Here is a 19,193-nt window from a genome sequence, read left to right on the forward strand (position 1 = left end):
TAAATGCAGTTAAATGAAAAATAAGTTACTCCCTTATCTTTTAAAAAAATACCTTTGTTAACTTATATTAATTTAATAATGAGCCTACAGTGTTAATATCTAGATGAAAAACAAACAAGTTCAGGTAATTTACTCTTGAACAAATAAACAAACAACTAATTAATATTATATTTATATGAAATTAATCTTTAGCATTATTCTGATGCTATTTGTCCACGGCTCGCTCTTTGGGCAAATTACTCTCCGCTACAACGGCATTCGCCCGGGAGATGAAATCATCAAGCAGCAAGTTGATTACAAAGACCCCGGTAGGGAAGGCGAAAACGTCATTTGGGATTTTAGTAAGTTAAAATCCATCAATGACCAATACACTCTAACCTATAAAAGCCCGGAGCCCTTCAATGACTCCATTTATAAAATGGGCAAAGACATTATCAAGAAACGTGATATTGATCCAGCCAGTTTAGTTATTGGAATAGAGCACAACACCATGTACTATTTCAAACAGACATCAAATAAGTTGGAAGTATTAGGACATGAAAATCCGACTACCTTATTGCATTATACTACACCGATGACGGCATCTGTTTTTCCGACAGATTACGGACAATCCTATGCATCCACCTATGAATCCGAAGGATTGTACTCTAAACGTATACCCTTTGGTTCCACAGGAACAATGAATATCACCTCCGATGCCTACGGTATGATCATACTCCCCTCAGGAGATACCATAGACCATATTATACGCATAAAGACCGTACAGGTCATTCATGAAGTCATAAAGACCAAGAAACCCCAAACTTTTAATATTACCTCAGAAACCTATAAGTGGTATGCCAAAGGATACAGGTATCCCATTTTTGAATCCATCAAAACATATAATAATGAAGATTCCCTGCAAACAAAAGCGTTCAAAACAGCTTTTTTCTTTCCCCCGCAGGAACATTTGTACTTGGATGATGATAAAGAAAATTTAGCCGTATTGGATAGTTTATGGAATCTGAAACATCCACTAAAAGAAGAAACAAAGTCATCTAATAACGAAATAACAGGAAAGTTGTCTTATAATTTTTACCCCAACCCGGTAGAATCACAATTGACAATTGAATATTACTTAGAAAATGTGACCACAGTTAATATAAGTCTGTATGCTATGGATGGAAAGCTACTTAAGAATATTGCTGTCGGCAAAAAATATAAAGGCTTACATACCGAGTATCTGGATTGCAGTACGCTTTCCAAAGAAACCTATATACTCCATATAGAAACAACCGGTAAATCGGTTTCTGACAAAATTATTAAAAAATGAAAAAGATAGATCTCGTGAAGAATAAATACCTGCTAGTCATAATTTTATTGTGGTGTAGCTTTAATACAGAAGTATGCGCTCAAATAGATGAAATTATCTATAATAGTATACCCAAAGAGCTGCAACCCTCCCCTGAGGCTTCAAGCTTAGGCAAATATGGGAATACCCCTATGAGTCTTTTTACAGGAACTCCCAATATTTCAATCCCTCTATATGAAATTAAATTAAAGAATCAGTCTTTCCCAATTAGCCTTTTATATAATGCATCGGGGATAAAAGTGGACGAAATATCTTCTTGGGTAGGTTTAGGCTGGTCCTTAAATGCCGGAGGATGTATCACCAGGAAAGTAAATGATATGCCGGATGAAAAATTTGAACAAAAAATACCCGGTTTTAATAGCTCCATTGATTTTACGAATACCGCTACTTATAGTTTTATCAAAGAAGTCTGCTTTGCTAAATCCTATGATCGAAAAACAGATACTCAATTAGATGATTATCATTATAATTTCTTTGGGTACAGCGGAAAGTTTGCTGTTAAATCTGGAATAGGATTTGAATATATTTTCGGTGGAAATGGAGGCATGAAAATAGCTAAAATATCAGATGGTTTTGAAATAACAATGAGCAATGGATATAAATATTATTTTACTGAAATTGAAAAGTCCATTCTGACTTCCGAGGATTATGGTGGCACTTCAGGTATTTCCTCTGATTTGTATAATGGCTCTGTTAATTCAGCTTGGTATCTGACATCTATCGTATCTCCGACCAATACAACAATTACTTTTAAATATAAAAAAGCAGGTTCTTTAACTATTCTAGACTACACCAAAGGAGTAACAATCGGCTATTTCCCAAATTACAATATACTTCAGATAGGTGGTGGTTTCTTAGACTATCAATACCGTATACAGAATAGTTCTGTCTTAACCACTACATCTATAATCAATCAAATCTATCTTTCTGAAATCGAATTTCCAAATGGAAAAATTGTTTTTGAATCAGAAAGTGACAGAAAAGACAATCCGGATGGATTACGGTTAACTGCAATAAAGGTATATGATTCTAATGCTACAGAAGTAAAAAAAATAGATTTCAAACAAGAGTATTTTACTTCTACTAAAGGAAGTAATGCCTTTACCAAAGAAGCCGGTAAATACAGACTTAAATTGTCTTCTTTAAATATAGGCGGTCAAGCATATATATTTAAGTATAAAAGTGAGATTTTACCGATCCGATATAGCTTTGCTAAAGATTGGCAGGGATATTATAATGGCAGAGACAGTAATGAAGATCTGCTTCCCTATATCGAAAATATTAACATCCAGAACCCGAACACAAATGCAATTGAAAATAAACATATGGGGAATACGGATGTGTCGAGAGAAGTAAATTTGTCCAAGGCTCAGGCATGTATGTTGGATGCTGTATACTACCCGACAGGTGGCTATACAAAATACGAGTATGAGAATCACACTATAAAAGATCAGGAACATATCCTAAACATAGGAGGACTCAGGCTAAGAAGCCAAAAAGACTATGATGCCAATAATAAATTTCTTACCGGAAAATCCTATGATTATGGCTATGGTAAACTGAATGCACCCTATTATGCCCATGAATATGAAACCGGAGATTATATATATGAAATTCCTACGGGGACGATGATGGGAACGGAAATTAAATATAAAACATATACACTTTACAGTAATATTCTTCGTTTGTCTCCCAATGGCTCACTTGTATCTTATCCGGATATCTATGAGTATAGTATCGATTCAAATGATAATAAATTAGGATCTACATACTATAATTTCAGCTTTAGGCAAGATGCCACTTATAGTACTAATTTCAAATCCCCTTTTTACTTTACCGATAACAGTGCTTTTCGGGGAAACCTGGTAAAAAAAGAAGTTCGGGATAATAATAATGAACTAAAATACAAGCAAATATTTGATTATTCTATATTAGAACGATCTTATGTGGCTTTATATAATTTTCATATAAAGCCAACAAGTTATCCATACTCCACCAGAGCAGAGACATACCCATCCATCAGAAGTACTTATTATACCTATTGGTGGATGCCTGTATATTCATATACTCAAAACCCCTTCAAAGAAAGAGAGATTACCTATTTAAATGGTGATTCAGTTATAGTTGATAAAGAAATGGGGTATAGAACCGAGCTGAATTTTAACAAATTAACTAGTATAAACTACAATTCCATATTAGATGGAGACGTAAAGGTCAGTTATGAATATCCGCTCGGAACCGAGAATGATTTAATCAAAGAGATGACCGATAAGAATATCTATCCGTTAATGGGGGAGAAAATAGAGAAAAATGGTAAAATAGTTAAATATACAAAGGTTCCCTATGACAAATTTAATGGATTCTTCCTTCCTGCCGCAATTACGGAAAACAGAGAAACCTCACCCACCTATACTAATATTGATAGGTTCTTAAAGTACGATAAATCAGGAAAACCTCTACATATTAAAACCGTAGATAATACTGACGTTGTATATTTATGGTCATACAAAGGAATATATCCATTGGCTGAAATAAAAAAAGCAACCTATGAACAGGTTACAAGCATAATAGGCGAAGATTTCCTTCTTGAATTATCACAAAATATATATTCTGAGGCAGAGATCAGTAACAAAATTTCAATGTTGCAAGGCCAGATTACAGGAGTCCAGATACAAAGGTATTCTTATCCTTCTGTTTTATCTAATTTTCTATATGGTACACCCTCTTCTGTAACTATAAAAGAATGTTTTAAATATGGCCCTAATAATAAACCGGTACATGTGCAGACCAGTACTAATGAAGAGGTAGTCTATGTATGGGGAAGTAACGGTCAATATCCTTTCATTGAGATAAGGAATGTTTCCTATTCACAGATAGAGGGTATTATAGGTTCTTATATTGATAATATTTACAAGAGCAGTTCTGTTGGTAATGATGTAATAGCAAGATTATATCAAGGTTTACCAAATGCATCGGAGCAAGTCACCATTTATTCTTATCCTGCTGAATTATTGAAAACAACAATAAATTTAGATTCCAAAAAAGTAAAAGAGTATTTGAAATATGATGATTTTGGCAATCCTATTTATTTGATAAAAGATCAGGCAGTACAAATTGTTTATCTATGGGGCTATAGGGGCCAATATCCGATAGCAGAAATACAAAATGCCAGTTATGAGGATGTAAAAGCAGTTTTATTAGGAGAAACCCCTGAATCCCTTTCGTCAGCAGCCGAACCGAATATGGATTTAGTTAATAGTCTGCGATGGAAGCTTCCTAAAGCTCAGGTAACTACGTATACCTATTCTCCTTTGATAGGCATGAAGACGGCCACTAATCCCCTAGGGCAAGTCACAAAATATGATTATGACTGGGAAGCAAGGCTCAAGACCATCTATTTGGTAGAAGATGGTAAAGACAGAATAATCAAACGATTTGAATATAATCTACCCGGTTACAACCATAGCGGAGAGGCTGAATATGTCGATCCGAAACCCGAACCCACAGATCCGGTAGAACCCATCGATCCGAATCCCGAACCAACCCTCACCCCCGATCCCTATAAAAAAGGCAAGGCCAGCTCCGTTTTAATCAATATCGGCGCCAAAGGCGAAGGCTCCTACGGGCTGACCGGCTGGAACTACGACACCCAAAAAGTCGAAGTCAGCAATGTCATCACCAAAACCTACAAAACCATAGAAGCCAGCGAATACCAGTGGACAACAGAAAACCTCAGACTCAAATACGGAGTCTATGGCAATGTCAATATGACCTGGCTTAACCTCACCCAAGCCGACGTAGACAAATACGCCAATGAATACCTGAACGGACAGAAAATACCCCTCGAAGAATTCGAACAAATCTTCGGAACCTGGACTACACTCTATCCAACAGCCATGATGTACCGTAATATCTACTGGGGAGTACCCACAGGACCAAGCACCTTCGACCATACCTGGGGCTTACCCACCAAAGAAGACATCTGGCAACTATACGGACAAGCACCACGAACATCCGGAAACGTATACGAAGACATCAAGGACTTCCTCTTTGCATCCGCCTGTGACAATAAGTACAATTGGACACAAAACATGTTTAACCGCAGGAATATCTCGGGGCTGACACTCACCCCACTGGGCATGAGAGAATCCAATCAGGGAGGAGCCATCTACGGTTTCGGACAAGTAGCCAGCTTGCAAACCATTGCCGATGCAAACATCGAAACCCTATCCGACAGAGACCTATCCGGCAAAAGTGGAATAATCAGTAACGGGTACAGCTATCACCTGACACAGGCACGTCACAGAAGACCTATGACAGACCAGGAACTCGGTTACAAAATGTACATTGATGCAGCAAGCGACCAAATCCTGATGTTACCCTACAATCAAGCTTCATCATTACCCGAATTGGCTAAAGGTTTGGAAAGAGGAATTGCCCTTCGTTATGCCAACAGAGAACATATGAAAGTATTGAAGAAATGGTCGGAAATACAAGCCGAAGCTATAGAAATTAAATCTAAACTGGCTCCGACTAACTATCCCGTACCACCCGCCTTACTCCCCTGTGAGAAAGAACCCGAGCCCGAAATTACAGCCGACCCATACACCAAAGGCAAAGAAAGTGCCGTACTAATCAATATCGGAGCCAAAGGAGACGGTTCCTATGGACTAACCGGCTGGAACTACGATACCAAGAAAGTCGAAATAAACAATGTTATAACAAAGACCTATAAAACCATAGAAGCCAGTGAATACCAATGGACAACCGAGAACCTCAGACTTAAATACGGAGTTTATGGTAGTGTCAATATGAACTGGGTGAACTTCACCCAAGCCAATGTAGATAAATATTCAGCTGATTATCTCGGAGGTAAAAGTGTTCCGTTGGATGAATTCGAACAAGTATACGGAACCTGGTCTACTCTTTATGATGTAGCCATGATGTATCGTAATATTTATTGGGGAGTACCCACAGGAGTAAACACCTTTGATCATACCTGGAGCTTACCTACCAAAGAAGACATCTGGCAGCTATATGGACAGGCACCGCGTACTACCGATAACCTGTATAATGACATTAAAGATTTCTTATTTGCCTCTTCTGCCGATTTCAATTTCGGATGGACACAAGGACTCTTTAAGAATAAGAATATATCGGGACTAACCCTTACCCCACTGGGTATGAGAGAATCCAATCAGGCAGGAGCCATTTACGGCTTTGGTCAGGTTACCAGCCTTCAGACTAGCACATGGGCAGCCATAGAAACCCTGTCAGACCGAGACCTTTCAGGCAAAAGCGGACTCATTAGTAATCCATATAGCTATCACTTTACCCAGGCACGTCATCGAAGACCCTTGACAGACCAGGAGCTCGGATATAAGATGTACATCGATGCAGCTAACGATCAGGTACTGATGTTACCATACGATCAGGTATCCACACTTCCCGAACTTCCTAAAGGTCTGGAACGCGGAGTAGCCCTTCGTTATGCTAACAGAAAGGCTATGAAAGTAGTTAAGAAGTGGTCGGAAATACAAGCCGAAGCGGCTATGATTATCAGTAAAATAACAAAGACTTCTTGATTACTTCAGGAAAAAAACAAATAGATTATAGGATACTGATAGAAACAACTGTCAGTATCCTATAATTCTCAAAAACAATAGATTAAACATCAAATATAAAATACATAGCTTATGAAACGATTACTTTTTTGTATAAGCTTACTTATATACATCCATACGAATCTTTTGGGACAGAATATCCCTGATTTGAACATTACCTATGGAATACCTTCCATCCGGAGTATTACCCCTCTTTCTCCAACAGCCTATAGCGAAAGTGCACAGGGGACGACTTTTAAGTTGGACAGTATTATCGATGAAATACAATATTTCGATGGAATAGGGCGTCCTGTACAGATTGCACAACGGGCTATAAACTCTGAAAAGAAAGATATGGTTACTTATCAGGAATATGATGAGTTCGGCAGGGAGAGCAAATCGTGGTTGCCTTCTGTTTCCAGTTATGGAGGAGCATTTATCTCTTTGGATATAGTTCAGAAAAATGTCAATAATTCTTATCAGGATTCAGCCTATAGCCGTCCTATATACGAAGTATCACCCCTAAACCGTGTTACAGAAGAATACGGTCCGGGTAGAGAGTGGTATAATAACGGGAAGTCCGTTAAAAAAGAATATCTGACCAATAAAATAACATCCGCAGAACTCTCGTGTATTTGGTTTACCGTAGATGGAGAAGGTGTGAATACAACCCTCAATAAAAATGGATATTACAGTGATGCCGAGCTCTTCGTTACCAAGATAACCAATGAAGAAGGAAGTATCTCTTATGAATTTAAGAATAAATTAGGGCAAGTCCTCTTGAGTCGTCAGATGAATCTGAATAAAGAGCAAAAAGTCGAAAAACTGGATACCTACTATGTATATGATGATTTTGGTAATTTATGTTTTGTACTTCCACCGAAATTAGCTGATGCAATAACTACACAAGGTGTAATATCTTCGGAAAATATGAACTTATATGCTTTCCAGTATAAATACGATAATTACAAACACTGCATTCGGAAAAAACTTCCCGGAGCAGGATGGAACTATTATATCTATGATAAAGCTAATCGCCTTATTTTTACCCAAGATGCAGAGCAACGAAAAGATGGTAAGAATGAATGGTTATTTTCAATTACTGATGTTTTGGGCAGAAATTTAATCAGTGGCATATGTAAGAATACCGATATAAGCAACGAGAAATATGAAAAACTATTGGTTGTAGCGGAACCCAAAGCCAATGGAACATATCGGGGATATAATATTCTTGTGGATGGACAAGTTACCGAACTGACTTCTGCCACTTTATTAAAAGTGAATTATTATGATAACTATGATTTTCTAGGCAAAAATGGAGTACCTAGCTGGATCTATGAAACGAAAGGTGGTTACGGAAAACGATATGTAGGGGATAATGAAGGATATGAGACCAAGGGTTTGCTTACAGGTATATCTGTAGCTTTATTGGACGACCCAGATATATTCTTGCACACTGTCTCTTACTATGATAATAGAGGCAAAGTTGTGCAAAGCTATGCAAACAACCATCTGGGAGGAATTGAAAAAGAATATATAGCCTATAATTACACTAATCAGCCTACAGCTAAACTGCATATTCATACAGGAAAGGATAATGCAGACAACACGAAGCAAACAGAATTATATACCTATACTTACGATCATGCCGGACGTTTGATTAAAACAGAGCATAGCCTCAATGGGGCTGCCTCTGTAATTTTGGCTGAGAATAAATATAATCGGTTTGGGCAATTAGAATCAACCGTAGCTAATAATAAAACAGACCTTAAAACAAGCTATGCTTATAATGTTCGGTCTTGGACAAAAGAGATCAATAATCCGCTTTTTAAAGAGTCATTAGGCTACACTTACACAGGTAATATCAAGACAATGGTCTGGAAGCAGGCAGACGATACAAAAGACAGGATGTATACCTTCGAATATGACCAATTATCAAGACTTGAAGGAGCCAAATATACAGGTCTGGTAAACGATGACTTTTCGACAACCTACTCTTATGATATGCATGGCAATATGAAAACCCTGACCCGTATGGGCATGATTAACAATAAGCCTGAGTTAATCGATGATCTGGACTTCGAGTATACAGGTAACCAGATGAGAAGCGTAGAGGATAAGGTGGATATGAACAGAACAACTGCATTGTCTGATTTTAAAGATAATAATAAGGTAACAAACAATCCAATTGAATATATCTATGATTTCAATGGGGCAATGACTCAGGATTTGAATAAAGGAATAATGGCTATTAGTTATAATACGTTGAATTTACCTATAGAGATGGTTATCAATCATACAAGTGCCAAAGCTAAAAATTATTATACTTATTCAGCGGCAGGGACAAAATTAAAGGTAGTGCATAAATCGGATCCTAAATTAGTGGCAGATCCTGTAGTTGGGTCAACTATTGCAGACGGTGATCTCACAAATTCAATTACCACCGATTATGTGATGAATAAAATCTATGAAGATGGTATTCTAGATAAAATATTATTGGATAATGGGTATATTGAAGATGGAAAATACTATATTTACCTACGTGATCATTTGGGTAACAATAGATTGGTTGTGGATGCAGCGGCGACCACAAATAATATAATCCAATCTAACCACTATTATCCTTTTGGGATGTTGTTTGCTGAAAGTACCAATCAGGAAAAACAGCAATATAAGTACAACGGAAAAGAACTGGATACAATGCATGGATTGAATTTTATGGATTATTCGGCTAGATACCGTGGTTCGGAAATTCCGAGTTTTACTACGGTTGATCCACATGCAGAAAGATATTACAGTTGGAGCCCATATGTCTATTGTTATAATAATCCTATTCGTTGGATAGATATCTCCGGTAAAGATCCAGGGGATCCGTTTACATCAAAGGTTGAAGCTGCTAATGATTTTGCCAGATATTATAATGGAGCATCTATATTGAGCAATAGAGAATTTGCTTCACAGATATATAGTAATTCGGATGGAACCTATTCTTATAATGTTGCCCGGATTGGTGGAATAGGGTGGTCTGTTCCAAATTTTGATCTGCCGAAAGCAGCAACATTAGAGGGAGCTATCCATACACATGGAGGTGATGATCCTGCATACGGTATTGGTAATAATGAGTTTTCAGATACAGATACGAAAGCTGCTGATAAACGTAAACAGAATGAATATCTTGTAACTCCATCAGGACAGTTATTAGAATATGATGTAGTTTCAAAAGAAACAACAAAACCTGATGGTGCTGCTACGGATATTCCTAGTGATCCCCAATCTAAAGAAAAAAGAGTAAATGAAGTTGAACCAAAAGATACTAAACCTTATTATATTGATATAAAATATAACGATACCAGACCTTTTAGTACATTAGATGAATATAATAAACCAGAAAAAAAATAATTATGAAAAGGAAAATAATCTCACTCTTGGTAGTCATGCTAATAACATTGAGTCTTTATTCCCAAGAATCCAGGGAAATAACTCCAAAGGATACAATAATCACAAATTATGTTCCTGATGAAGAAACAGCTAAAAAAATAGCAGAAGCTATTTGGCTTCCAATATTTGGAGAAAGAATTTTTGAACAAAGCCCCTATGAAGCAACGTTAGTTAATGATATTTGGATAGTCAAGGGACTCTTGCCACCACCTTGTCGTTATATTCCCGATTGTAGAGGAGGAAGTGCTTATATTGAAATACGAAAAAGTGATTGTAAAATACTACTAGTCAAACATGGTAAATAGCAACCTAAGATTTTCAGAGACTTAAAAAATAATAATTTGTATCATAACAGCTATCAATATTTGGGTAGTTAAAAGACTTGTTCTTGAACCTTATCGTAATAATCCGCACTATAGGGGAGGTGCTGCCTATAGTGAAATACGAAAAAGTACTTGTAAAATGCTGAAAGATAAATATTTTAGATAGTATTTACTAAAAAAAATTCCTGCTAGTAAGTAAAAAACTAGCGGGATTTTTGTATTATAAAGAAGTACTATTAAAGAGAGCTAACAATACATATGGAGATGATGATATTATATACAGTTATATTGATATATAATGTCCGAAGGACAAGAGACGTTGTAATTAAATGAAATAAGCCAGAAAAACGAAATAAATAATCATGAAAAAGAAAATAATGCCTTTTTTTACAGTTTTATTAATAACCTTAAATCTCTATTCGCAGGAGTGCCAAGAAACAGTCCCCAAGGATACACTAACTACGAATTATGTTCCAAATGAAGAAACAGCTAAAAAAATAGCAGAAGCTATTTGGCTTCCAATATTTGGAGAAAGAATTTTTGAACAAAGACCCTATAAAGCAACCTTAGTTAATGATGTTTGGAAAGTCAGAGGGCTTATGCCTCTACCTTGTCGTAATGAGCCTGGTTGCAGGGGTGGTACTGCCTACATTGAAATACGAAAAAGTGATTGTAAAATATTACTAGTTAAGCATGGTAGGTAGTAACCTAAGATTTTCAGAGACATAAATAATATATAATTTGTATCATAACGGCTACCAATAATAGGGTAGCCGTTGATAGATCCACATGAGGAAGTTCACATACGGCAAAATAATATTACAAATACAAATTATAACCCTTAAAAAGAGCCAAGGAAAGTAGGGAATAAAGTAATAGATGAATTAAAAATTAAAAAATCTAATTATGATATTTTCAAGAATCTTTGTTCATCTCCTTTTCTCTCGCAGAGATTATCTGAGTTCAATAAACAAAGTTTTTAATCCGATTATAATAAGTTCCCCCTACTGATCTGATTGATTAGTGGGGGATTACCTTAACAGAGTAAGCTATGTTGATCCCAAAGATACTAATCCCTACCATACAAGTGTTGATATTACGAATACCCATTTTTATATCTCTGAAAAAAGATAGATAAACCTAATAATAAATCACATAAAGAAATATTCATGAGAAAGTCAATTTTATTTCTGATCAGTTTCTTTATAATGTTAAGTCTCTCCTCGCAAGAGTCTAATAAAATTATAAAGAATAATGTTGATCTAGAATGTATTTCCAAAGATTCATTATCGAGAGATTATGTCCCGGATGAGCAAACCGCTAAAAGTATAGCAGAAGCTATTTGGCTTCCTATTTATGGAGAAAGGATTCTTAGACAAAGACCATATGAAGCAACATTAATTAATAATATTTGGGTAGTTAAAGGGCTTGTTCCCGAACCTTATCGTAATAACCCACACTATAGGGGAGGTACTGCCTATATTGAAATCCGAAAAAGGGATTGTAAAATACTTAAAGTTACACATTATAGATAGTAGCTTTAAAACTTTCAATACCCTATAAAATAACATTTGTATTAGCGGCTACTTTTTTGAGGGTAGCCGCTATCATTTACAACAATAGATCCAATGGCAGAGAAATATTACTCGATTAGCCCTTATGTGTATGTTATGAATAATCCTATAAGATACATTGACCCAGATGGAAAAGATATATGGGAGATCAACGAAAAAGGAGAAGTGCGGAATCGAATAGAAGATAAAACTCAGGATACCTTTTTTATGGTTAACAAAGATGGAGAAAGGATTGAAGGGCAATCTGTTTCATTCGAATATGGTACAGTTAATCAATCAACTGTTACTATAGAGCATGAACAAGGTACCTGGTCTTATGATAAATATACTGTAAAGGGAAGTGAAAATGCCAATACATTGTTTACTTTCATGGCAGATAATACAGATGTTGAATTTAGCTATGCAGTCTTTGGGAGAGAAGAAGGACAAACATCAAACGTTTTAACAACTATACATAATGTAAAGGCAGAAGGAGGAATGAGAGATGTGCTAATGAAAGAGTATATGGAGGGTCACCCTATGATAGAAAATACACATAGTCACCCTAAACAATATAAAGACCGTGGCAGTTTCCCAAGTGGGTTGCCTGGGAGTGAAAGTTACGGACAAGGAGATATTGAATTTGCAAAACAAGTGGTAGAATACTATAATCCTAACACAACGTTTAAAATTTATCTTCCCTTTTCAAAAGAAACAATCAACTATACACCAAATTCTGTGAAATCTGATTTTAAATATTTTAATAAAACAAAATAATGGGCAGAAATATATTCTTTCTCAAATATTCGATATTGGTTATATTATTTATTTCATGTAAAAGTATATCTGGTCAAAAACAATATAGTATTAAAGCTGATACCGCATGGATAGAATTATCGGGATTGGGATTTTATAATCTATCAATCATACACGGAATAGATTCTTTGATTCTAAAGTATGATTTGCGAAAGGAAAGAACTAAAGATTATGTTTATTTACTTTCTATTGAAAATGAATCTACAGATAATTACCTTTTCCATATTACTTTAATGCCTCGGGCTGTCATAGAAAGACCTAATATATTGGGCTTTATAAGGATCAGAGAGCAACCTTTCATTATAAAAGGAGAAGATTTCTCTTCTTTATTGTATAAAACTACTTACAAGGAATTCTTTTATGTTAGACGAGAATGGGTTGAAGTTAATCAAAGGACACAAGGATGGGATACATTTGGGATAGAGGAATTTACTTCATGGACACTATCTTATAATGATGGGAAAATTTCAATCATAGGCGAATATTTTAACCCGTTTAATCCATCAGGCATAAACTAAATTTGATTGCACATGAGTTATTCTTCCATCATGAGGTGGTGCCCATGATTTTGTGTAGGCGTTAACTACAAGGTTGAATTATTATCATATAAATTCTTTCAAACCTCCCCCCAAAAGAAAATGGGGAGTTTGAGAGAATTTTTCTTTTATAGGTTCACTCTTTTACCAAAGATAACTCAAAAATGATTGAATATCAGTCCCCAATTATGTATGGGCATTGTCCATTTTTCTCAATTTCAGCATAGACAGATAAACAGTCTTTTTCAGTGCTTCATCATACGGACGAGATGGAGGTTCTCGTTCCAAATCTGCGGAAAACAACGATTCCAAAGATTCGGATTTTTTAATGGACTGAGTCCGTTATTTTCAGATTCAAAATTCATATCGAATGAATATTTTCCTAATCTTCTAATATGTTCAAAAGCAGACTCATTGACCTCAAATACTTCCTAGTGAAGCTGCGTTATGATTTTCTAAATATAAACGGTATTCCGCGATAATAATATTAGTAAGCAAATTGAGGCAACGAGCTGTTATTTGTAGCTCATCTTCCTGTCTTTAGCGAATGATCCCGTCCCCTATAAACCATAGAAAAACCCTAAGGGCATACAGGTGTTCCCCTTTGTTTAGCTGGGAGTTTATTTTCTTTCTCAGAGACTGGTCCAACTCTTAAATATTGTATCCCCAGAACAAGTACAATCCAGAATTGGCGATCTATGCCAAGATATGGACTAAATGTAGTATGTACATTTATATCAGCGACATAAAATGTATAAAAATAGGGTATACCCTAAAATAGTACACTAAAATCTACCTGTTTACTCAGTTTCAAGGTGTATATATTTGATACTCTAAAAATATACTTTATACTCGTGGAACTTATCAGATTATCTAAAAGCTGAATGACCAAAGTCAAGTATCTTCGGGTTTCAACTGAAGAACAAAAAAATCAAGGTAGTACATAAATTCAAAAGAATTTACCAAAGTATTACTTGTAGTAGGCAGTGTATTGCCAATCAATTGACTTTGCTTACTAGCCATAAGTAAAAACTGCATCAATGGCTGTAGTTTTTAATCCTTTATTATAACCAACCAAAGCAAATTTATTCTTTATTGATAGAGGTGTTCAGTATGTCTGTAATCAGTTCAAAGAAACCATAAAGAAATATAAATGGATAGAGCAAAGTATGAGTGCAAAGGGTAATTGTTATGATAATGCTGTGGCGAAATCGTTCTTTAAAACTTTAAAAACAGAACTTATTTACCAGAACTCTTACGACTCTAAAATAGATGCCTATAAGTCTGTCTTCAAGTACATAGAAGCTTTTTATAATACCAACAGAAGGCATTCATATTTACAATAGTTGACCATCAAAGAATTTAATGAACAATACAAATTCAAAAACAAAAAAGAAGCCTAACTCCGATTCACTTAAAATTGTACGATAAAAGCTTGCCTAATTAGCAATCTAATTTAAGCAAAGACAGTGAGATAGACTTATTCATGGTAAATCTAGTACTATTACAGGCAATTCAATCCACCCTTCAGGCGGAGCTTCTGACACAGAGTCGCAAACAATTGATTTTATGCCGTTTACCTCCATTTTCATTAGGTCGTAAGGTTGTTGGTTTCCAGCCTTTTATTCAAGATTGAATTTTCATCCAATTGGATTGATTTGCCTCCTTTTACCAAGGGTGTGTGCAAATCGTGTACAATGAGTTTTTTTTCGTTATTTCTTTTTTTATATCTCTGTACCTAATGTATAAGCCATATTATTTCATGGAATGGAATCTAGCTGTAAAAGGATATGATGCAATAAAAAATTACAATTATCTCTTTTATGTGTAGAATTGAAAGTAAATTGATTCCCCAATATAGCATTTTCTTGAATAGATAATAGATCACCTTGTGGAGTAACATTGAAAGGAATCCTCATCTTGTTTATTATTTGTGTTTTAATCATTTCTATGTCTCCTTCGAGCACAAATCCTAGTAGTCCTCCGAAGTTCTGGCCTTGCGAATATTTCCCATTAAAGTAACGATAGACCCCTCCATCATATTTCAAAAAATCAGGTCTATAGGTGTCGTAATAAACATACTTATTTATTAGGTCTTGTTTTTCATTTAAGTTTTTACATTCAAAATGGAAATCTCTATTTTGCCAATAGGTATTATGAATCGTAATGTCATAATAACCTTCTATATCCTCATCATTTGTATTCTCGCCAAATGCTCTAAAATTCAAATAAAAATCTCTACACTTATTGTTTAACCAATTTCGAATATATTTCGCTATGGAATCTTCTATTTTAGAGTGTTTCTTAGCCTTTTCTTTATTGATCAATTGTTTTAATTCTACTCTATCATAGTCCTTATAAAAAGTTAGTAGATGAAAGAATATCCAGCTTTTCCAAAATTCATCATCTAAACTCCTTAACAAATTTGTATTATTTGGGAATGAAAAGGCTGGTCTATTTACTTTGATATATTCTCTCTCCATTCTAATTGGATATTAATTGCTTCAAAATATATTGTCCATCTTCGAAAGCTTTTGTTTCTGTCCAGTTTTCGTTTATATTCCTTTTTACAATATAAACGCAATCTCTCCCAAAGATCCTTTCCTGCCCTGTTAAGAAATTCTCATTTGGATTTTGCTCAAATATTTCGTTTAGAATATATCTTTTTACCTTATCTGATGGAGGCAAATTAGGATTTTGATTTAAGGAGACTTTCATTACGATTAGATCAAAATCAGCTGGTGTGAAATCAATTGAAACGGGATTAATAAGATATGGATTAATAATATCTGCTAACATTAATTTATAGTTATCCAGTAAATCTCTGTACTTACGCCCTATTTTCTTTTTAGATTCTGATGAGAAAGAGTCCCTAATTCGTTGTTTTTCGATATAAGTTAACTCATATAAATCAAATATAAGATCATTCAATTCTTCTTTTTTGGCATCATAACGATACTCTCCAATAGTTAATTTTCTACTTATTTCGGAAATTTGAGATACAATATTTTCATCTAAATACTTAGGAATGGGTATGTTTTTAATTATATTTCCATCAATCCTGGGTAGGTTATCGCCTATTCGTTTTTTATCTCTAATATTGAATATATAATTTATCAGAGTTGAATTAAGCAATGCTGTTATGAAATAACCATAATCTGAATTATGGAGCTTTATACCAAATATATTAACAGAAAAAACAATTGAATTAGGGGTATAAACGGCCTTTATGATATTGCCTACTCTTGTTAGTAATATTTTACAGCCTCGAAATATCTCAGGATTTCTGGCTCTTTGAAAATTCTCATTATTTACTGATTCAATATTTATATAACCATCACATTGATTGATAGAAAATGGGGTTATGTTCGAATATTCATATAGAAAAGGAATACTGATAGAAGAACTTTTCTCTTTCGATAAGTAGTGAGCCAGGTCAAAATCTTTCTGATATTTTTTTCTGATTTTGAGGTTCATTTTCTTAAAGTCAGATTCCGCTATCCCCCAATACTCCGCTATTTCTTTATTACTCTTTCTTGTCAAGCCTTGCAAACTATCCCCTTTTATATTCAATAGACTTCCTAGTGTATTCAAACTATCCAATCTTGCAATCAATGCTCTGTCAAATTCATTTCCAATCAGAAAATCTCTTAATTTGATTTTTTGAATTCTTAATTCTGACTGATTTATTTTAATTGACTTATCTTCTTCAATAATTAAAAGTTCAAATGGTTTTTCAGAAAATAATCCTAAATCTACAGAGTAATAGTCTATAATTTCTTTATCTGTAACATCTTTATTGGTGAATATAATCGAGATAACACTTTCTTTAGCCTTTTCAAATAATATTTTTTTTACTTTTGATAATTCATAAAATTTTTCAATACTATAAAAAGAATAAAAATATTTTTGAAAACTTACTGAATCATTATAAAAGCTCGAACTATTAGACACAAATCCAAATCGGGTACTAAAATTACTCCAATCTTTTATTTTCAGAAAAAAACATTGAGATATTTGATTTTTTTTCACTACACTCCCTGCTTTTGGAGGATTTTCTATATCTTGATTAATTTTATAATTATTCAGGAATAAAATTTCTGTATTATATTCTTTTGTATCTGGTATTTCGAAAAATGGCGGGTTCCCAACGATATAATTAAAAGTTATCTCCTTAAAAGGAATTTCATCACTCTTCGTCTGTAGAGTGTTTGCACATTTTATGTTCTCGAAAAATGAAAATTCACTAAATAAGTCAATTTTATTATTCTCTTCTAATTTATGTGCAATATATTCTTTGATTACCACAGGATCAATATCCCTAAATATTTGGAGAGAAAGCGAGAATAGAGTGAATCTTTGTGCCGTTTTTTCCTTTTCTATACCAAATATATTTTTTGATAGTAACTCTGTCCTAAATCTTATTTTTTCTAAATTATCTATAGGTTCAATACCTTTATTACGAGCAATTTCTAATAATCGTTGAAAAGCAATTATAAGAAACATACCTGAACCGCAAGATGGGTCTAGTACGCTACCCAATTCATTATTAATTATAACATCATCAATAATGAGTTGAGCTAATTTTTTAGGGGTATAGTATATTCCGTTTTCTTTTTGTTTCTCAGATAAAAAGACTTCATAAATATAACTTATAAACTCAATAGGCAAAACATTAAATTGAAAATCAAAAAGCCTCAATTGCTTTGTCTCAAAATTCAAATTAAAGGATTGTGCTATTAAACTACATACTTCTTTTGTTAGGAATTCATCTTTTATCGTAGGATGATCGAAAAGATTATTATTAAATATCGCATGAATCTCTTTAAACAGTTTGTTGATTAGATGCGAATCTCCCTCATTCAATAGCTGTTTGTAATCTAATGATTCGTTATTAAAGTAATATCTATAAAAAGTAGAATTGATAATGTGATTATCCTCTAAATACTTTATATAAAGTGTCCTATCTATTATAGCCTGTACAACCTCATCTCGTTTATGTTCTTCAACAATCAAAGAAAAAAGCAACTTGCTTAATTGATCTTTTAGAGCTTTTAGCGTTGAAGCCAACTCCTTATCTATCCCTTTGTATTTGGTTTTATCTATGAAAGAGTGATAATTTAACCAAAAAGTACCACTATCAAATTGCCAATGCCTAATAGTCTCAATTTTTTCTATATCGGGTTTAGAGGCATTAAAAGTATACAGAATACTTTCTTTAGAGTCAACAAGTGGTGAATATTTCGCATAGGACATCACAATATCATCGCTATTTGGACGAATATAAAAAAGCAAATCAGCGTCATTCTTATTCCATATATATCTCCTTACAATCTTTAAATCCTCTTCTACCAATGAGGTCGCAACAAGATAGAAAGATGTATTGGTATTATTGGGAGAATGGTAGTAGAAAGTCGTATTTTCTAATTGGCTCGTTAAATCAAGACTTTTCTCAAAAACAAGTCTGGTTGATTTTAAATTTCTCTCAAAATCAAAACCTAGGTCAGTGAAAAATCTCCTATATTGTAACATCTATAGTTTTTGTTACAAAGATAAAAAAAATCATTTGTGAT

13 protein-coding genes are annotated in these 19,193 nt (G+C 34.3%); 9 read left to right on the forward strand and 4 right to left on the reverse strand.

Features of this window, described 5'->3' with window-relative positions; all coding sequences use genetic code 11:
* The first annotated feature begins 175 nt into the window (after positions 1 to 175).
* The 8 genes from G7051_RS00475 (at position 176) to G7051_RS00510 (ending at position 13,602) form a co-directional block, all read left to right on the forward strand.
* The gene (locus tag G7051_RS00475) at positions 176 to 1,312 is read left to right on the forward strand and encodes a T9SS type A sorting domain-containing protein (RefSeq protein WP_166197661.1); all 1,137 of its coding nucleotides are present in this window, start codon (positions 176 to 178) and stop codon (positions 1,310 to 1,312) included.
* Positions 1,309 to 6,936: a hypothetical protein gene (locus G7051_RS00480; protein ID WP_166197663.1), complete on the forward strand. Its 5,628-nt coding sequence runs from the start codon at positions 1,309 to 1,311 to the stop codon at positions 6,934 to 6,936. Before G7051_RS00475 ends, G7051_RS00480 begins: the two co-directional genes overlap by 4 nt.
* A gap of 111 nt (positions 6,937 to 7,047) precedes the next feature.
* The gene (locus G7051_RS00485; protein ID WP_166197665.1) at positions 7,048 to 10,353 is read left to right on the forward strand and encodes a DUF6443 domain-containing protein; all 3,306 of its coding nucleotides are present in this window, start codon (positions 7,048 to 7,050) and stop codon (positions 10,351 to 10,353) included.
* A gap of 2 nt (positions 10,354 to 10,355) precedes the next feature.
* Complete coding sequence (locus G7051_RS00490; RefSeq protein WP_166197667.1) at positions 10,356 to 10,697, forward strand: YbbC/YhhH family protein; 342 nt, start codon at positions 10,356 to 10,358, stop codon at positions 10,695 to 10,697.
* A gap of 380 nt (positions 10,698 to 11,077) precedes the next feature.
* Entirely contained in the window at positions 11,078 to 11,419 is a 342-nt protein-coding gene (locus G7051_RS00495) for a YbbC/YhhH family protein (protein WP_166197669.1), read from the forward strand.
* A 465-nt stretch (positions 11,420 to 11,884) separates the two neighbouring features.
* Complete coding sequence (locus tag G7051_RS00500; protein ID WP_166197671.1) at positions 11,885 to 12,250, forward strand: YbbC/YhhH family protein; 366 nt, start codon at positions 11,885 to 11,887, stop codon at positions 12,248 to 12,250.
* A gap of 93 nt (positions 12,251 to 12,343) precedes the next feature.
* On the forward strand, positions 12,344 to 13,045 hold the full coding sequence (locus G7051_RS00505) for a JAB-like toxin 1 domain-containing protein (RefSeq protein ID WP_166197673.1): 702 nt from the start codon (positions 12,344 to 12,346) through the stop codon (positions 13,043 to 13,045).
* On the forward strand, positions 13,045 to 13,602 hold the full coding sequence (locus G7051_RS00510; RefSeq protein ID WP_166197675.1) for a hypothetical protein: 558 nt from the start codon (positions 13,045 to 13,047) through the stop codon (positions 13,600 to 13,602). Before G7051_RS00505 ends, G7051_RS00510 begins: the two co-directional genes overlap by 1 nt.
* Positions 13,603 to 13,806: 204 nt before the next feature.
* Here the strand turns inward: G7051_RS00510 and G7051_RS18205 are convergent, their stop codons facing one another.
* Together G7051_RS18205 and G7051_RS00515 are read right to left on the reverse strand one after the other, a co-directional pair.
* Positions 13,807 to 13,932: a hypothetical protein gene (locus G7051_RS18205; RefSeq protein WP_255493288.1), complete on the reverse strand. Its 126-nt coding sequence runs from the start codon at positions 13,930 to 13,932 to the stop codon at positions 13,807 to 13,809.
* A gap of 582 nt (positions 13,933 to 14,514) precedes the next feature.
* Positions 14,515 to 14,658 carry a hypothetical protein gene (locus G7051_RS00515; RefSeq protein WP_166197677.1) on the reverse strand — a complete coding sequence of 48 codons (144 nt, stop codon included), beginning with the start codon at positions 14,656 to 14,658 and terminating at the stop codon, positions 14,515 to 14,517.
* 131 nt (positions 14,659 to 14,789) lie between these two features.
* Here G7051_RS00515 and G7051_RS18380 point away from each other — a divergent pair, with 131 nt between their 5' ends.
* Positions 14,790 to 14,966 carry an integrase core domain-containing protein gene (locus G7051_RS18380; protein WP_166197679.1) on the forward strand — a complete coding sequence of 59 codons (177 nt, stop codon included), beginning with the start codon at positions 14,790 to 14,792 and terminating at the stop codon, positions 14,964 to 14,966.
* 414 nt (positions 14,967 to 15,380) lie between these two features.
* Here the strand turns inward: G7051_RS18380 and G7051_RS00525 are convergent, their stop codons facing one another.
* Both G7051_RS00525 and G7051_RS00530 read right to left on the reverse strand, forming a co-directional pair.
* Positions 15,381 to 16,103, reverse strand: coding sequence for a hypothetical protein (locus G7051_RS00525; RefSeq protein WP_166197681.1), 723 nt, complete (start codon positions 16,101 to 16,103; stop codon positions 15,381 to 15,383).
* 1 nt (position 16,104) lies between these two features.
* Positions 16,105 to 19,152, reverse strand: coding sequence for an N-6 DNA methylase (locus tag G7051_RS00530; RefSeq protein WP_166197683.1), 3,048 nt, complete (start codon positions 19,150 to 19,152; stop codon positions 16,105 to 16,107).
* Positions 19,153 to 19,193 lie beyond the last annotated feature (41 nt).

The sequence above is a fragment of the Dysgonomonas sp. HDW5B genome (genome assembly GCF_011299335.1).
In the GTDB taxonomy this organism is placed as follows: Bacteria; Bacteroidota; Bacteroidia; order Bacteroidales; family Dysgonomonadaceae; genus Dysgonomonas_A.

Excerpts from the sequence above, each read along its gene's own strand:
- G7051_RS00515 (WP_166197677.1), bottom strand. The coding sequence starts at position 14,658 with ATGCAGTTTTTACTTATGGCTAGTAAGCAAAGTCAATTGATTGGCAAT.
- G7051_RS00490 (WP_166197667.1), top strand. The coding sequence starts at position 10,356 with ATGAAAAGGAAAATAATCTCACTCTTGGTAGTCATGCTAATAACATTG.
- G7051_RS00525 (WP_166197681.1), bottom strand. The coding sequence starts at position 16,103 with ATGGAGAGAGAATATATCAAAGTAAATAGACCAGCCTTTTCATTCCCA.
- G7051_RS00530 (WP_166197683.1), bottom strand. The coding sequence starts at position 19,152 with ATGTTACAATATAGGAGATTTTTCACTGACCTAGGTTTTGATTTTGAG.
- G7051_RS00510 (WP_166197675.1), top strand. The coding sequence starts at position 13,045 with ATGGGCAGAAATATATTCTTTCTCAAATATTCGATATTGGTTATATTA.
- G7051_RS00505 (WP_166197673.1), top strand. The coding sequence starts at position 12,344 with ATGGCAGAGAAATATTACTCGATTAGCCCTTATGTGTATGTTATGAAT.
- G7051_RS00500 (WP_166197671.1), top strand. The coding sequence starts at position 11,885 with ATGAGAAAGTCAATTTTATTTCTGATCAGTTTCTTTATAATGTTAAGT.
- G7051_RS00475 (WP_166197661.1), top strand. The coding sequence starts at position 176 with ATGAAATTAATCTTTAGCATTATTCTGATGCTATTTGTCCACGGCTCG.
- G7051_RS00480 (WP_166197663.1), top strand. The coding sequence starts at position 1,309 with ATGAAAAAGATAGATCTCGTGAAGAATAAATACCTGCTAGTCATAATT.
- G7051_RS18380 (WP_166197679.1), top strand. The coding sequence starts at position 14,790 with ATGAGTGCAAAGGGTAATTGTTATGATAATGCTGTGGCGAAATCGTTC.
- G7051_RS00495 (WP_166197669.1), top strand. The coding sequence starts at position 11,078 with ATGAAAAAGAAAATAATGCCTTTTTTTACAGTTTTATTAATAACCTTA.
- G7051_RS00485 (WP_166197665.1), top strand. The coding sequence starts at position 7,048 with ATGAAACGATTACTTTTTTGTATAAGCTTACTTATATACATCCATACG.